We start from the raw sequence: 15,675 nt of genomic DNA, 5'->3' as shown, positions 1-15,675 counted from the left end.
GCTCTGACAGACAGGGGGACGGGGCAAGAAAACAGTTTCCCAAACCGATGGGAAAAGTTCAAAAGTAGTAGATATTATATATATTTTTCTCTATTATTATATTGATATTGCTTGTCTTTCTCGTCCCGCCTCAACTTTTGTTGGTGGCAAAAGTAGCCAAAAACTCCAAAAGTTTTGAGGCCATTTTAGGGGGGGCAACTTTTGAAGTTGTGGCTAACTTTTCACGCATCCAAAAGTTTGAAGGACGCACGGGCGGCCGGCTTGGAGCGTCCAGATAAGTCCACCACTTTCCCTGTTTCAATTAGCCATGTGAGGGCCTTTGCAACGTCTTCGCTGTCCGCATGGCTAACACCCTCGCGTTGCAACAACTGAGACCAGGGCAGAGTCGTTTCCTTGGCCTGTGATAGCGCTCGGATGATAGCTTTGCGCAGCGCTTCCGCCATGCTGCCCGCCATGTGCCGCTCGACGCCGTCAGTTATTACTTGGATCGAGCGGTGGACGATCGCCCATGCCCACTCAACATCATCAACTGTAATCACGGGGTCGGACGGTCGCCGGCTCACTGCGCGGATGGTGGCAAGTCTGATGGTGTTTTCCGCTGCGCGACCATTCACGTGGTATTCGCGTATCGACCAGGCCCTATCATGTTGCCAGTCAAACACCTCGGTCCAGCGTTTGTACGCTTCGCCATCCCCTTCCCCTTCGAAGGGGATTTGATACTTCGGGTTATGGAGTTGCGTGCCGTCACGCGGCACTTTCGGGAAACTCTCGAACGCAAGCTTCAATTTCGCAATCAGGTCCCGAGGTAATTTCACGGTTCGATTCAGTTTGGGCGCCACGATCTGGTCAGGCCCAGCGCCCTCAATGAAGACGAACCTGCTCAAGAAACCGTCGGACAACGAATCGTCAGAAAGGCCAGCGTAAAGTGTCGTGGGTGTCGTCATACCGAGAATCGAGAGGGCCGGGCCGACTAGTGGCGAGTCGTCCTTTTTCGTTTCATCGGAGGCGTACTGGCGGCCATGAAATACCGTGTCCGCCTGGTCGTAGATGGTAAGCAAGAATTTGCGGATTGAAGCCGCGGCGCTGTTTTTGTGGCGGCTGTTGACGTCCTGAAGCGTCACACCCAACTCGTCCATGACGACGACAGTGGAAATATTCTTCCGCAGCATACGTTCGATGGCGGCGTAAGACGTGGGATCGCCGTTTGTGACCGCGCCGGGACGGCCGGCGTTCGACGCCAAGGCAATAATGCTCTTCGGCGCATGACCTTTTCCCGAAGCCACGCCCATCACGGTAGCGAGGTACAGGTTCAGGCCGCTTCGCGTCGGCCCCAATGCTTTATCACCGAACATGCCGCCGAGCAGAGAGATAGCTGCGGTCAGCGACAGCTCCTCAACCGGGATAATCGCAGTCGACGTGATCCAGTCAGCCACCTCTGCAAGCAAACCACCAGCATTCTCTAGGCTGAATGGGTCCGGGCACATTGCGGGCGGCGTTGGCACGCTGCGAGCAGGCTCTGTAGCACCAGAAACGTTGTCGTTGGCAGCTTCCGGAGTCGCGGCCGATTTCTTCGATCCAAGATTTGCGACAATCTCCGCAGCCGCCGCTCGCGCGTCAACGTGAGGCTGACCGAACTTACCCCACATCCGAGTAAAGTCGGCACGCGCCGCTTCTTCCGTCTTGTAGCGCGCCAGCCAATCTCCAGACGCAGCCAGGAACAGGGCCATGGCCTCCTCGGCTGCATGGCCATCGAAGGCCAGCAGTTCAACGACGTGGGCCGCGTGTTCTGACCGGTCACCGACGTCATTGGCAGCGAGAGCCGCGGCGGCTTTGTCGTGAACAGACAAGGCGGATGCATCCGGCAAAACATCACCGATGGTCACGGTTCGCTCTTCAGCAGCGGCCTTTGCCCATGGCTCAAGGGCGGTGCGTAATTCCTCGACTGAGGTAAGCGAGCCGTCCCATTCTTGCGCTACCGTGACGCCAACTGGATCGGGCGTACGACCACGTTCAATCTTTTTGCGGTTCGGCCAATTCTTGGTCCCCGAGATTCTCCAGACGTGGGCGATGTCACCCGTTCCGTGGTCAGAGCCCGTTGCACGCTTGAGTGCGGCGGCCAAAGGCTTGGCTTCGGATGCTGCCAGAGGCTTATCGAAAAGGATAAATGGCTGAAAGTTGCCAGGTGACGTCTCGAGCACATAATTTGCCTCAATCGGCATCTCACCAGACTTGCCAGTGTCAGCATCGAGGTCGACCACCAAACCCAACATAGCAACGATGTCAGATTCCGTGCCGCGAGAGCCACGGGCAAGCCCGCGACGCATCAATTGCAAACCAGTAAACACGTTCTTGTTCGGCGTATCGGCGTGTGCCTCTATGGCGTCAACCATGCCCGCGACGTCACCAATCCTGTGGTGGGTGACTGTCCCCTTGGTGTCGGCGGCGAGCGCATCGTATGCGCTGACAACCAGTACGCCGTCGATACCTGATGCCAAGCTGTGCAGCATCTCAACGTGGGTCTTGACTGAAGAGGCAGGTTTAATTTTCAGACGGGGAATCGGCGCCAAAATGTGTCTCCAAGGAAGCGGCAGCAAGGATGGCGAGTTGGTCTCGTAGCGCTGGCGCCAATGAAGCGGAGCGCATGCCGAATTGGGTGTCCGGCGGGTACGCCTGGAAGCCACCGGTTGGCGTCTGCACAAGCCGCAGGCCATGCAACGCAACGTGTGGGCCTATCTCGGCGTCAAATCGGGCCACACACGCGAAGCCTTTCGGCGACGGGGTTTCTCCCGTCGCCCTGATGGATCGGATGCGCGGTTCAAGCTGCACAGCGGGCAGCCTTGCGCGAAAACGCCTCAATGCCGGTCTCTAAGTAGGCTTCCATCGCCGCGTCTGCTTCTTCTTCGGCTGCGCATTCTTCGGCGTAGGCTTTCGCCGCTTCGAAGGCCTGGCGATCGGACTGCAAGCACGCGCTGGCATATTCTAGCGAGGCGAAGTGGTCGGGTTGGCTGCCGCCATCTTTAATCGCGAAGTACCTACCCACCAACTGGTCAGGATCGGTGAGCTCACCAACTATGCCGACCGCGCTGAGAAGACGCTGCAGACGCCACGAGGTGAAGCCTAGACCACCGATAAACTCCTGTGGCCACCCGACGTTCGGGTCGCGGACTTTCGAATAAATTATCGTGATTGTGGAAAGGCCATCCGCTTGGGCGCAAAACTGAACGGCATTGATCCGGCAGGCGGTGAATTCGAAGGTTGGTTTGAAGCGCAAAGATATCTCCACCCCGCTTGTACGGGCACTCGGGAGTTAGTTGCTGGGGTTTGGATGCTGGAACTATCTAGCGGCGGGCGCTAGTAGATGTATGGGGTTACGGGCCTTTTCCAAAGGTCACGCTGCCGATTGCAGCCCGTCTGCCCACGATTTCACATCAGCATAACGCCAGCGCACCGAGCCTGGTCCAAGCGCGACGGGATGAGGAAAGCCGGTCTCCATCTTCCGGTAAATCGAACTGCGGCCGAGGCCAATCATTCGCTCCACGTCTCCGATGCGCAGCAGCAACGGTGGAAGGTTGTCGTTCGAGTGATCCAAAGTTTTCCTCCGATGGGGTTGACAGCTTTTGGCAAAGTGATATTATTCGAAGTGTGGCGTATTGCGTCGTGAACTTAAGACAGCCGCAACCAATACCTCTTTACCAGATTAATGTCAAGTCCCATTCAACCAAATGGGACTATTTTTATGCGCGCCGTCCATTGGGGTATGATATGGGGTGCTTTTCAGAAGTTGTAACAAAATCGTGTTTGTAATCAACGCACTAGTTACCTGGTCGTAAGGACACTCCCTCCGCCAGAACGACGGCAATGTACGCCTGTGACCCCTGCCCGGAAAATCGCTTTCGACCAGGTGAAGTCCGGGACCAAAATGCCCGAAATTACGTCGGACGCTGGCGCAAGATGGGCGGTTGAAGTAAGAAAGCCCCCAAGCGGCCCGACCAACTGGAACGTTCTAGCAGGTAGGCGCGTTGTCGCGCATGCTCAAAAATATCGCCTTCGCCGCGCTTCTCATGCAAGTCGCTGCCGTCTCGGCGCTGACCACCCAAACGTTGCTTTTTTCATCCGCGTCCACGCAGGCATCGAACGTTCCGCTCAATGAACCTGTCGCCACCGCGAAAGACTGCGCGGAGGCCATCCGGCCGGAATTTCCTGCTTACTGCGTAGAGCGCGTCCAGGTCCGAAAGCTCATCGCCATGACGGCAGGTCAATAAAGGGCTGGATGCAGAAGCGGCCAGCCGGTCGCGGTACCAATTTGTTCGGTGTGGCCGCGGACAAGCTGGCGCTCGTCGCCGCGCAGGCATAGCGACAGGATTTAACAGGGGACGGTGCGTCCGAGGTAGTCGACATAGTGCAATCCCTGGCTTCCCTTCTTGGCAAGCAGAACGTTGACAAGGCTCGGCACGCTTTCCTCGATGCTCAGCCTTCCATCCGGCCCTCCCAGCTCCGTACGAACCCAGCCGGACGCCATCAGCACCATGGCACGCGATGTCGCGGCATGGCGGGGGCGAAGCTTCGCATGAACATGTTCAGCGCCGCCTTGCTGCCCCGGCATACCTCACGTCGACCTGTCTCGTTGTTGGAGATGCTCCCCTGCCCGGACGACATCACGTCGATCAGGCCGGTCGCCGGAACAAATGGCTCCGGCTCTCGAAAGCACGCATCGGGCTGAGTGCATTTGTGACCATCACGCACACGAACTCGTCGGTCCGTTGGCTGGGCGATATCGTGATGTCGGCCTGCCGGGCGGCATATGCGCGGCGATGAGGCGTGCCGGCGAGCCACAATGCGAAGCGGCGACCTGCTCAGTCCGACTGCTGTGCGCGCTCCGCGATGGCAAATGCCTGCAGGTTCCTGGCCTTGCCGATGTCCTGATCCGCGTTTGCGATGATCGAGAAGAAGGCTGCTCTGGCAATATCCTTCTTCGAGGCCTTGGGGTGAGCTTTCCGGGCGGCTTTGACAAGCTGTTTGGGAGATATGTCGGGGGTGACGATCCGCATGAGGGTGTCGCCGATCGCACTCATTTCACTTGCGTCCATCATGGGCGTCCCTGTGCTGACCGTAATGCCATAGTAGCAAGGACAACTCGCGACCGACAATATGGTTCTGGAAATGAAAAACCGCCGGCAGGGACCGGAGGGGTTAATCCTGGGAGGACGCGCGTTGCGCTGCGTTCGACAAGCGCGCGCCGACCAGGCAGCGCCAGCTTGCGACACGGATGTGACACCCGGCGAGCGCGTTTGCCACATGACAAGCCAGGAGCGACACAAGCGGCCGGCATCAAGCCTTTGGAAAGGAGAAATGTGGTTCTGTTCGGGAGCTGAAGCGCGGGGTGCGCTGGCCAAAGGCAAGGCGAAAAGCGGTCGAATGGATATCTTTGGCATCAAGGGGTTGTTGATCTGCGCGCTGATCTTCATTCCGTTCGAGCATCTGATTGCCGAGCGACCGCAGAAGATCCTGCGCAAGGGCCTGGGTGTCGACCTGATCTACGTGCTGTTCAACGGCCTCGTGGTAAAGGCAGTGATAATCCTGATAGCGGCCAACGCACTCGAAGCCGCTGCAATGCTGATCCCGCGATCGGTAACGCATGCGGTCGGCGGCCAGCCCATCTGGCTGCAGGTCGCCGAAATCATCGTGATTACCGACATAGGTGTCTATTGGGCACACCGTGCCTTTCACGAAATCCCGCGCTGTGGAAGTTCCACGCGGTTCATCACGGCATTGAGGAACTGGATTGGCTCGGTGCATTCCACTCTCATCCCGTCGACGCCATAGTCACGAAGGCAATTTCGCTGACACCGATCTTTTTCTCGGATTCTCCGAAGCCTCGATCGCTGTCTTTTCCGTCATCTACTTCTGGCACACGCTGCTTGTTCATTCGAACTTGCGGATTCCGTTCGGCCCCTTGAAGTGGCTCATCGCCAGCCCGCAGTTCCATCGCTGGCACCATGCCAACCAGCGCGAAGCCTACGACAAGAACTTCGCCGGACAGTTGCCCTTCCTCGACGTGATGTTCGGCACGTACAATGCGACTGGCAACAAAGTGCCTGAGAATATGGCGTCGATGACCCAGTCCCCTCCAGCTATTTCGGACAGATCGGCTATCCGCTGCGGCGCCGCAGGAAACGATCGGATCGGGCAGTGCCGGACGGTGAAGCCCTCCATGAAAATCAGCCGGCGCGAAACAACCAGGATCGAGCGGCAACAGGTGAGGTCAATATCGGCCGTTAGGCCTGCAATCTCCCCTGTCGTGTCGCCTGATGGCAGCAGAAATTGCCTTGCGGGTTGGTCTCGGCGGGTGCCGGCAATAAATGTAAGCCTGCGCATTTGCCACGAGGCTGTTTCGGCATGGATTATCGCGACGACGACCTCACGAAATTCGAAGCGCATGGTGCCGCTCCTTTGCCGGTCGCGGCGGAAGAAGGCCAGGTGGAGCATGAGGGTGCGAGAATCTGGTACGCCACCTTTGGGGCGGGGTTTCCCGTGATCTTGTTGCATGGCGGCCTTGGCCACAGCGGCAATTGGGGATTTCAGGTCCCGACATTGGTCGAGCACGGCTATCAGGTCGTCACCATCGACAGCCGTGGCCATGGACGCAGCACCCGCGACGAACGGCCATACAAATACGAGCTGATGGCCTCGGATGTCCTGGCCGTGATGGATCGCCTGCAATTGAACAAGGCTATCGCAGTCGGTTGGAGCGATGGCGCCTGCCTTGCCCTGATCCTTGGCATGAAGGCCGCCGATCGCATCGCGGGCGTATTCTTCTTCGGCTGCAATATGGATCCCAGCGGCACGAAGGACTTCGAGGCCAGTCCGGTCATCGAGCGGTGTTTCAGCCGGCACAAAAAGGACTATGCCGAGCTGTCGGCCACGCCAGATCAATTCGATGCGTTTGTCAAAGCTGTCGGCCTGATGATGAAGAGCGAACCCAATTATGGCGCAGCCGAGCTGGGAGAAATCCGCGTGCCCGTTGCGGTCGTCCAAAGCGAACACGACGAGTTTATCAGGGATGAGCACGCCACCTATCTGGCCCGCAGCATACCGGGATCGGAACTGGTGACGCTGCCTGAGGTCAGTCATTTCGCGCCCCTGCAGCGTCCCGACCAGTTCAACCGCGTACTGTTGGGTTTCCTCGCAAAACTTCATTCCTGAGCCTGCCTCGCCGCTTCCGGAATCACCGCTCTGGCCCAGGCTCGCGACACACCATTTCGCCTGCGAGGCTTTTCATGTCGAATCGGCTAGACCTTGCGGTATGAACGAGACCTCACTCTATGCGCCGGTGAAGCGTTTCCTGGAAAATCTCGACTTCGTCGTGAAAGGGGAAATCGGCGGCTGCGATATCGTCGCGCTGCGTGAGGGGGAGCCGCCGATCGTCGTCATCTGCGAGTTGAAGCTGCAGTTCAATCTCGAACTGGTTCTGCAGGGCGTCGACCGTGCGGCCGCTTGCGATGAAGTGTGGCTGGCGGCGCGCATGTCGGCACGAGGCAAGGGGCGCGAAAGCGATGCCAGGTTCCGCAACCTTTGCCGCCGACTCGGCTTCGGCCTGATTGGCGTGACTGTCAATGATCGGGTCGAAGTGCTTCTCAGTCCGATCGCCGTGGCGCCGCGCAAGAATGCGCGACGGCGTTCTCGCCTTGTCGACGAGCACCAGCGCCGCCGCGGCGATCCTGTCGCCGGCGGCGGATCGCGCACTCCGATCATGACCGCCTACCGGCAGAGCGCCCTCGCCTGCGCCGCCGCGCTTTCGGACGGCCCCAAGCGGCCGCGCGATCTGAAAGGCCTGACGCCGATCGCGCCGAAAATTCTGCAGCACAATGTCTATGGCTGGTTCGCAAGGGTCGAGCGTGGTCTTTACGATCTCACGGATGCCGGCCGCGCCTCGCTGGTGCGTTGGCCACAGGTCCCGGATGATGAGGCCCGACACGAGATTTTGATTGCGCCGGGCCTCTGAATACCGGGGTTTGCCGAGCATGAACCGCCCGGTTGGTTGATTTTTCAGACAAAACATGCTGCTTGTCCCACCCATGAAGACACTCTGCATGACGGCCATTGCGTCCCTGACGCTGGCTTTTCCGGCCAGTGCGATGGACAACGCCTTGCGCTCCGGACTGATGAAACTTGATCCGCAGACCCGCCTCGAGCAGCGTTGCGATGCCGAAGTCCTGGACCGGATCAGCCATGATGATCGCAAGTTCAAGGCCGATCGCGTCGTCGCCTACGCCTTCGCGACGCCCGAGATGAGCGCCGACGCGATCCGGAGCCCCGGTGCGGCGTTTCGCAGCAAGGGACAGTGGTACCGGCTGAAATTCAAATGCCAGACTGGGCCGGATCATATGGAAGTTATCCAGCTCCGCTATCGGATCGGGGATGAGATCCCGGAAGCCGACTGGGCGAAGTACAATCTCTACGATTAGGTTCTCGCGGGTTTGTGCCGGCATCTGCAGCCCGGTCGCTGTTGAGAATCTCCTGTAATTCCACCGCCACGAAAATGGTTTTCCAGCGTAGTCCGGTGCTGCGACTTGACGCCAGCGGACCATGCCTTTAGGCCCGTTCGGACGATCGACGACGAACACTTGACGAAGGGCTTCCAGGTCGATGGAAATATTTACCGCCACAGGCTTTTCGGCTCTCCTTCAGGTCATCGCCATCGACCTTGCGCTCGCGGGCGACAATGCCATCGTCATCGGCCTTGCCGCTGCAGGCTTGCCGGCCAGCCAACGCCAGCGAGCCATTCTTGTCGGCATCGCGGCGGCCACCGTTCTTCGCATTTTCTTCGCCCTGATCACGCAATGGCTGCTGACCATTGGTCCCATGCTGCTTATCGGTGGCGGCCTGCTTTTGTTGTGGGTTTGCTGGAAGATGTGGCGCGAATTGCGCGTCACCCACGACGAGGAGCGCGACGCCACCGAAGCGCTGTCGAACGGCGACTTCAACAAGGATGGTGCCATTGGCGGCAAGGGGCCGAGCAAAACCTTCTCGCAGGCCGCCTGGCAGATCGTCATTGCCGACGTCTCGATGTCGCTCGACAATGTCCTGGCCGTTGCGGGCGCGGCCATGAACCATCCTACGGTTCTGATTGTCGGGCTGGCGCTGTCGATCGCTTTGATGGGCTTTGCTGCGTCGTTCGTCGCGCGCCTGCTGCACAAATACCGCTGGATTGCCTATATCGGCCTGGTCATCATCCTTTATGTCGCGGTCAAGATGCTGCTTGATGGGGCCGTGCAGCAATTCCCCGATCATTTCGCCTTCCTGTCACCTTGGTTCGGGTCAAGCGGGCACTGACGCACAGGCGGAGCCGCAGGGCTCCGTTTGCCTGATCGAGGAAGCCGTGCTATTGCGCCGCCCGAATTGAGCTCCTGCCAGGAGCCATGCAAACCGTTATATGTTGAGACTGCGGGCCGGATCGGTGTTTCCGGTTCGCGTCCATTGGAAAATCGCCCATGTCCGCCCCGCGCGTCAGTTTCGTCAGTCTCGGATGTCCCAAAGCTCTTGTCGATTCCGAGCGCATCATCACGCGTCTGCGGGCCGAGGGCTACGAGATCGCCCGCAAGCATGACGGCGCCGATCTCGTTGTCGTCAACACTTGTGGTTTCCTCGATTCCGCCCGCGATGAGTCACTCAACGCCATCGGCTCCGCGCTTTCGGAAAATGGCAGGGTCATCGTCACCGGCTGTCTGGGCGCCGAGCCGGACGTGATCCGCGAGAAGCACCCCAACGTGCTGGCGATCACCGGACCGCAGGCCTATGAGAGCGTGATGGCCGCCGTCCATGAGGCGGCCCCTCCCTCGCACGATCCCTACATCGACCTCCTGCCGCCGCAGGGCGTCAAGCTGACGCCGCGCCACTATGCCTATTTAAAGATCTCGGAAGGCTGCAACAACCGTTGCACCTTCTGCATCATTCCAGCCCTTCGCGGCGATCTCGTCTCGCGGCCGGCGGCCGATGTGCTGCGCGAAGCCGAAAAACTGGCCAAGGCCGGCGTCAAGGAACTGCTCGTCATCTCGCAGGATACCAGCGCCTACGGCATCGACATCAAATACCAGACGTCCATGTTCGGTGATCGCGAAGTGCGGGCGAAATTCCTCGATCTCTCGGAGGAGTTGGGCAAGCTCGGCATCTGGGTACGCATGCATTATGTCTACCCCTACCCGCATGTCGCCGACGTCATCCCGCTGATGGCCGATGGAAAAATCCTTCCCTATCTGGATATCCCCTTCCAGCACGCCTCGCCGCAGGTACTGAAGAACATGCGCCGGCCCGCCCATGGCGAGAAGACGCTCGAGCGCATCCGCGGCTGGCGCGATGTGTGCCCGGATCTCGCCATCCGGTCGACCTTCATCGTCGGCTTTCCCGGCGAAACCGACGACGATTTTGAGATGCTGCTCGATTGGCTGGATAAAGCGAAAATCGATCGCGCCGGCTGCTTCAAATACGAGCCGGTCAGAGGCGCCCGCTCCAACGAGCTTGGGCTCGAGCAGGTGCCGCAGGAAGTCAAGGAAGCGCGCTGGCATCGCTTCATGCAGCGCCAGCAGAAGATCTCGGCGACGCAGCTTGCCAGGAAGGTCGGCAAGCGTCTGCCGGTGCTGATCGACGAGGCGCACGGCACCTCGGCAAGGGGCCGCACCAAATATGACGCGCCCGAGATCGATGGTTCGGTCCACATCCAGTCGCGCCGCCCGATGCGCGCCGGCGACATCGTCACCGTCAAGATCGAGCGCGCCGACGCTTACGACCTCTACGGCTCGGCCGTCTGAGCCTCCCGTCAGCTTCTCCATCCAAATGAAAAGGGCGCCTCGCGGCGCCCTCTCCATATCGAAAAGTGTTCTGCCGTTTATTGCGGCAGCTTGTCGTCCACGCCCTTGACGTAGAAATTCATGCCGAGCAGCGTGCCGTCGTCGGCGACCTCGCCATCCTTCAGCCACGCCGAGCCATCCTGCTTGGCGATCGGTCCGGTGAAGGGGTTCCAGCCGCCGGCGATCTTCTTTTCGGTCGCTTCGGCCATCGCCTTCACGTCGTCGGGCATGTTGGTGTAGGGCGCGAGCTTGACCGCGCCGTCCTTGATGCCGAGCCAGACATTGTCCGGCTTCCAGGTGCCGTCGATGGCTGCCTGTACGCGGCTGATATAGTACGGCCCCCATTCGTCGGTCAGCGACGTCAGCTGCGCGTTCGGCGCGAACTTGATCATGTCGGACGACTGGCCGAAACCGTGCAGTTTGCGCTCTTCAGCCACCTGCAGGGCGGCGGTCGAATCGGTGTGCTGGACGATGATGTCGGCGCCCTGGTCGAACAGTGCCTTGGCGGCGTCGGCTTCCTTGCCCGGATCGAACCACGAGTTCACCCAAACGATCTTGGCCTTGAAGTTCGGATTGATCGATTGCGCGCCGAGCATGAAGGAGTTGATGCCCATCACCACTTCCGGGATTGGGAAGGAGACGATGTAGCCGGCGACGCCGGACTTCGATTCCTTGGCAGCGATCTGGCCGAGCACGTAGCGGCCTTCATAGAAGCGCGCATTGTAGATGCCGAGATTATCCCCGCTCTTGTAGCCCGTGGCGTGCTCGAACATCACCTTGGGAAACTTCTTGGCGACCTTCACTTCGGCGTCCATGAAACCGAACGAGGTGCCGAAGATGATCTTGCAGCCTTCGCGCGCCAGACGCTCGAAAGCACGGTCGGCGTCGGGGCCTTCCGAGACGTTCTCCAGATAGGCGGTCTCGACCTTGTCGCCGAGGGCCTTCTCGACCTCGAGGCGGCCCTGGTCGTGCTGGTAGGAATAGCCGAAATCGCCGATCGGACCGGTGTATACCCAGCACGCCTTCAACTTGTCGGCGGCCTGCGCGGATGCCGCCAGCGACATCGCGGCGGTCGTGGTCATCAGGGCAATAAGCAGTTTTTTCATTGTGTTACCTCTCTGAGTTAAGCCTTGGAGCTTCCCGTCTTGTTCTTGTTGTCAACGATCCGGAACGAATGGCTGCCCCAGGGATGCCGGCGTGTTCATCATCGTCAGACGCTTGTTGCGCGAGATTAGAACGAGAACCACGACGGTTGCCAGATAGGGCAGAGAAGAAAGCATCTGCGAGGGCACCGGAATGCCAAAAGCCTGTGCATGAAGCTGGCCGATCCACACCGCGCCGAAGATGTAGGCGCCGGCCAGCACCCGCCACGGCCGCCAGGATGCGAACACCACCAGCGCGAGCGCGATCCAGCCGCGACCAGCGGACATGTTCTCGACCCACTGCGGCGTATAGACGAGCGACAGATGGCCGCCGGCAAGACCGGCGCAGGCGCCGCCGAAGATGACCGCGAGGTAGCGATAGCGGATGACCTTGATGCCAAGCGCATGCGCTGATGTGTGGCTGTCGCCGATCGAGCGCAGCGTCAGCCCGGTACGCGTCTTGAACAGGAACCACATCACCGCGGCCGTCAGCGCGATCGAGATATAGAACACCGGGTCCTGGCCAAACAGCAGCTTGCCCACGACCGGGATCGAGCTGAGGCCGGGAATGTCGAGATTGGGCAGCCTGACGCCGGGCTGGCCGACGAAGCTTGTTCCGATCATGCCTGAGAGGCCGAGGCCGAGCAGCGTCAGCGACAGGCCGGTCGCCACCTGGTTGGTGGCCAGCGACAGTGTCATGACGGCAAACAGCAGCGAGAAAAGCGCTCCCATGGCGATTGCCGCCAAAAGTCCGATCCAAGGCGAGCCGGTCACGTAACCGGCGCCGAAGCCACCGACCGCGCCCATGATCATCATGCCTTCGACGCCAAGGTTGAGTACGCCGGAGCGCTCGACCACCAGTTCGCCGATCGCCGCGATCAAAAGCGGCGTCGCGGCCGTGGCGATGGTCAGGAGGATATTGACGGTGATGTCCATCAGCGGGCTTCCTTCAACTTTGGCGCGGCCTCAAGCTTCGCGGGGGCTTCCTGTTTGGTCAGCGCCAGGCCGATCAATCGGATGCGGTAATGAATGAGCGTGTCGCAGCCGAGCACGAAGAACAGCAGCATGCCCTGGAACACCCTTGCCACCTTGTCGGAAATGCCGAGCGCGCTTTGCACCGCTTCGCCACCGAGATAGGTCAGCGCCAGCACCAGACCCGCGGCGATGATGCCGAGCGGATTGAGGCGGCCGAGGAACGCCACGATGATGGCGGTGAAGCCATAGCCGGGCGAAATCACCGGCTGCAATTGCCCGATGGCGCCGGAGACCTCCGAGATGCCGGCAAGGCCGGCCAGCGCTCCCGACAGCAGGAAGGCGAAGAACACCATGCGGTTGAGGCCGAAGCCAGCGAAGCGTCCGGCCCTCGGGCTGGAGCCCAGCACGCGGACCTCGAAACCCTTGAGCATGCGGCCCATCAGGATCCAGATCAGCACCGCTGCCACAAGGGCGAAGACGAAGCCCCAATTGGCGCGCCCGGCATCGGGCATCAGTTCCGGAAGCACGGCCGAGTCGCCGAACTGGATCGTCTGCGGAAAGCCGTGTCCCTGCGGATCGCGCCAGGGGCCGCGCACCAGCCAGTCGAGGAACAGCTGCGCGACATAGACCAGCATCAGGCTGGTGAGGATTTCGTTGGTTGAGAAGCGAGTCTTCAGCAAGGCCGGGATCGCGGCGTAGGCCGCACCGCCGACCATGCCGAGCAGAAGCATCAGCGGCAGCACCAGCGGGCCTTCGAATTGGGGAAATAGCACCGGAATGATGGAACCGAAGATGGCGCCGAAGATGAACTGGCCCTCGGCGCCGATGTTCCAGATGTTGGCCTTGTAGCAGACCGACAGGCCGACGGCGATCAGGATCAGGGGCGCCGCCTTGATCGCCAGTTCATGCAATTGCCAGACCTGGCTGATCGGCTCGATGAAATAGATATGGAACGCGTTGAGCGGGTTGACGCCGAGCAGTGCGAACATAATGGCGCCGGCGATGATGGTCAGCGCGAACGCGATGAATGGCGACAGCATCGAAAACAGCGGCGAGCGCTGCGGGCGTTTGACGAGTTCGAGGCGCATCATGCCGTCTCCAGCGTGTGTTCGGCGTGGCCGGGTTCGGCGCCGCCCATCAGCAAGCCGACCTTCTCGAAAGTCGCTTCGGCGATTGGCATCGGCTTCGAGAGCTCGCCATTGTGCATGACCGCGATCGCATCCGATATCTCGAACAGCTCGTCCAGATCCTGGCTGATCACCAGTACGGCCGATCCGCTGCGAGAGAGCTCGATCAAGGCCTGGCGGATGTGCGCTGCGGCACCGGCGTCGACGCCCCATGTCGGCTGGTTCACCACCATCACGCTTGGCCGGCGGTCGAGTTCGCGGCCGACGATGAATTTCTGCAGATTGCCGCCCGAAAGTGCCGCCGCTTCGGGATCCGGCGCGCTCTTGCGCACATCCATCGCCTTGATGATGCGTTGCGAGGCGACGTAGACGGCGCCGCTCTTGACCATGCCGCCGGTGCCGACAAAGGCCTTGCCATCCGTGGCGTGGCGCGACAGCAGGAGGTTTTCCGAGAGTTTCATGCGTGGCGCGGCACCATGGCCGAGACGCTCTTCCGGCACGAAGGCCGCCCCCAGCAGGCGCCGCCCGGTGATGGTGAGGCCGCCGGCGTCCTTGCCGCGGATGCGCACCGAAGCGGCATCCTGCTGCAAAACCTCGCCGGAGACGGATTCGAAGAATTCGCCCTGACCATTGCCGGCGACGCCGGCAATACCGATCACTTCGCCGGCGCGGACATTTAGGCTGATGTTCTTGAGCGGAATGGAAAACGGCGTTGCCGGCTTGCGGCTGAGGCTGCGGATTTCGAGCAGCGGCTGCGCGGTGTCGATCCCCTCGACCGGCGCCCGCACCACCGCCTGCACCTCACTGCCCACCATCATGCGGGCGAGCGATGAGGCGGTCTCCTCGCGCGGGTTGCAGTGGCCGACCACCTTGCCGTGCCGCAGCACCGTGGCGCGGTCGCAGATGCGTTTGACCTCCTCGAGCCGGTGCGAAATGTAGAGGATCGATTTGCCCTCAGCGCGTAGCCGCTCCAGCGTCTCGAACAGCTTGTCGGCTTCCTGCGGCGTCAGCACCGATGTCGGCTCATCCAGGATGATGAGCTGCGGCGTCTGCAACAGGCAGCGGATGATCTCGATGCGCTGGCGCTCGCCGACCGACAGGTCGCCGACCAGCGATTCCGGATCGAGCGGCAGGCCATAGCTGTAGGAAAGCGCCCTCGCCTTGGCCGCGATCGAGCTGATCGGCGAGCCGTCATCCAGCGACAGGGCAATGTTCTCGGCGGCCGTCAACGCCTCGAACAGCGAAAAATGCTGGAACACCATGCCGATGCCGAGCTTCTTGGCAGCGCCCGGGCTGGTGATCCGCACCGCCTGGCCGTTCCAGAAAATCTCGCCGGAATTGGGCTCGAGCGAGCCGAACAGCATCTTGACCAGAGTCGACTTGCCGGCGCCGTTCTCGCCAAGCAAAGCGTGGATCTCACCTTTGGCGATGTTGAGATCGATATGGTCGCACGCCGTCAGCGTGCCGAATATCTTGGTCAGGCCACGAACCTCGAGCAGGTTCGCTCCATCATGATTTGCACTCACAGTGCCTCCCATCCGGATTACCGGACATGTTCTGTGTTCCCGCAAGCATCGTATGCGCGGC

The 15,675-nt window shown here is 60.5% G+C and carries 14 protein-coding genes and 1 pseudogene; 7 read left to right on the top strand and 8 right to left on the bottom strand.

The window, feature by feature from the left end; all coding sequences use genetic code 11:
- Positions 1–221: 221 nt before the first annotated feature.
- From EJ077_RS16195 to EJ077_RS16185, 3 genes are all read right to left on the bottom strand, one after another.
- A complete protein-coding gene (locus EJ077_RS16195) occupies positions 222–2,567 on the bottom strand; it encodes a DUF3987 domain-containing protein (RefSeq protein ID WP_245458434.1) in 2,346 nt (781 codons plus the stop codon).
- A gap of 248 nt (positions 2,568–2,815) precedes the next feature.
- A complete protein-coding gene (locus EJ077_RS16190) occupies positions 2,816–3,271 on the bottom strand; it encodes a hypothetical protein (RefSeq protein WP_208695239.1) in 456 nt (151 codons plus the stop codon).
- 117 nt (positions 3,272–3,388) lie between these two features.
- Entirely contained in the window at positions 3,389–3,589 is a 201-nt protein-coding gene (locus EJ077_RS16185; protein ID WP_245458433.1) for a helix-turn-helix transcriptional regulator, read from the bottom strand.
- A gap of 439 nt (positions 3,590–4,028) precedes the next feature.
- On the opposite strand from EJ077_RS16185, the gene EJ077_RS16180 reads away from it, so the two are divergent.
- Entirely contained in the window at positions 4,029–4,262 is a 234-nt protein-coding gene (locus EJ077_RS16180) for a hypothetical protein (RefSeq protein WP_208695238.1), read from the top strand.
- 591 nt (positions 4,263–4,853) lie between these two features.
- On the opposite strand, the gene EJ077_RS16175 is transcribed toward EJ077_RS16180, so the two are convergent.
- A complete protein-coding gene (locus EJ077_RS16175) occupies positions 4,854–5,087 on the bottom strand; it encodes a hypothetical protein (RefSeq protein WP_208695237.1) in 234 nt (77 codons plus the stop codon).
- A gap of 328 nt (positions 5,088–5,415) precedes the next feature.
- Between EJ077_RS16175 and EJ077_RS16170 the strand changes: the two are divergent.
- From EJ077_RS16170 to rimO, 6 genes and pseudogenes are all read left to right on the top strand, one after another.
- Positions 5,416–6,279 (top strand): annotated as a pseudogene (locus tag EJ077_RS16170) (sterol desaturase family protein).
- A gap of 117 nt (positions 6,280–6,396) precedes the next feature.
- Entirely contained in the window at positions 6,397–7,203 is an 807-nt protein-coding gene (locus EJ077_RS16165; RefSeq protein WP_208695236.1) for an alpha/beta fold hydrolase, read from the top strand.
- Positions 7,204–7,303: 100 nt separating this feature from the next.
- Positions 7,304–8,002, top strand: a complete 699-nt coding sequence (locus tag EJ077_RS16160) for a DUF2161 domain-containing phosphodiesterase (RefSeq protein ID WP_208695235.1) — start codon at positions 7,304–7,306, stop codon at positions 8,000–8,002.
- Between the two features lie 55 nt (positions 8,003–8,057).
- Positions 8,058–8,465 carry a DUF930 domain-containing protein gene (locus EJ077_RS16155; RefSeq protein WP_208695234.1) on the top strand — a complete coding sequence of 136 codons (408 nt, stop codon included), beginning with the start codon at positions 8,058–8,060 and terminating at the stop codon, positions 8,463–8,465.
- Between the two features lie 181 nt (positions 8,466–8,646).
- Positions 8,647–9,333, top strand: coding sequence for a TerC family protein (locus EJ077_RS16150; protein WP_208695233.1), 687 nt, complete (start codon positions 8,647–8,649; stop codon positions 9,331–9,333).
- Positions 9,334–9,491: 158 nt separating this feature from the next.
- Entirely contained in the window at positions 9,492–10,805 is a 1,314-nt protein-coding gene (rimO, locus tag EJ077_RS16145) for a 30S ribosomal protein S12 methylthiotransferase RimO (RefSeq protein ID WP_208695232.1), read from the top strand.
- A 77-nt stretch (positions 10,806–10,882) separates the two neighbouring features.
- Here the strand turns inward: rimO and EJ077_RS16140 are convergent, their stop codons facing one another.
- The 4 genes from EJ077_RS16140 to EJ077_RS16125 are packed head-to-tail and all read right to left on the bottom strand — an operon-like array spanning position 10,883 to position 15,626.
- On the bottom strand, positions 10,883–11,950 hold the full coding sequence (locus EJ077_RS16140; protein ID WP_208695231.1) for a BMP family ABC transporter substrate-binding protein: 1,068 nt from the start codon (positions 11,948–11,950) through the stop codon (positions 10,883–10,885).
- Between the two features lie 51 nt (positions 11,951–12,001).
- The gene (locus EJ077_RS16135) at positions 12,002–12,922 is read right to left on the bottom strand and encodes an ABC transporter permease (protein ID WP_172737685.1); all 921 of its coding nucleotides are present in this window, start codon (positions 12,920–12,922) and stop codon (positions 12,002–12,004) included.
- On the bottom strand, positions 12,922–14,052 hold the full coding sequence (locus EJ077_RS16130) for an ABC transporter permease (protein ID WP_208695230.1): 1,131 nt from the start codon (positions 14,050–14,052) through the stop codon (positions 12,922–12,924). Before EJ077_RS16130 ends, EJ077_RS16135 begins: the two co-directional genes overlap by 1 nt.
- Positions 14,049–15,626: an ABC transporter ATP-binding protein gene (locus tag EJ077_RS16125; protein WP_208695229.1), complete on the bottom strand. Its 1,578-nt coding sequence runs from the start codon at positions 15,624–15,626 to the stop codon at positions 14,049–14,051. Before EJ077_RS16125 ends, EJ077_RS16130 begins: the two co-directional genes overlap by 4 nt.
- Positions 15,627–15,675: the final 49 nt, after the last annotated feature.

Source organism: Mesorhizobium sp. M8A.F.Ca.ET.057.01.1.1 (assembly GCF_003952565.1).
GTDB lineage: Bacteria > Pseudomonadota > Alphaproteobacteria > Rhizobiales > Rhizobiaceae > Mesorhizobium.
Note: the sequence above shows the minus strand (reverse complement) of the source record. Positions and strands in the feature narration are given on the sequence as shown.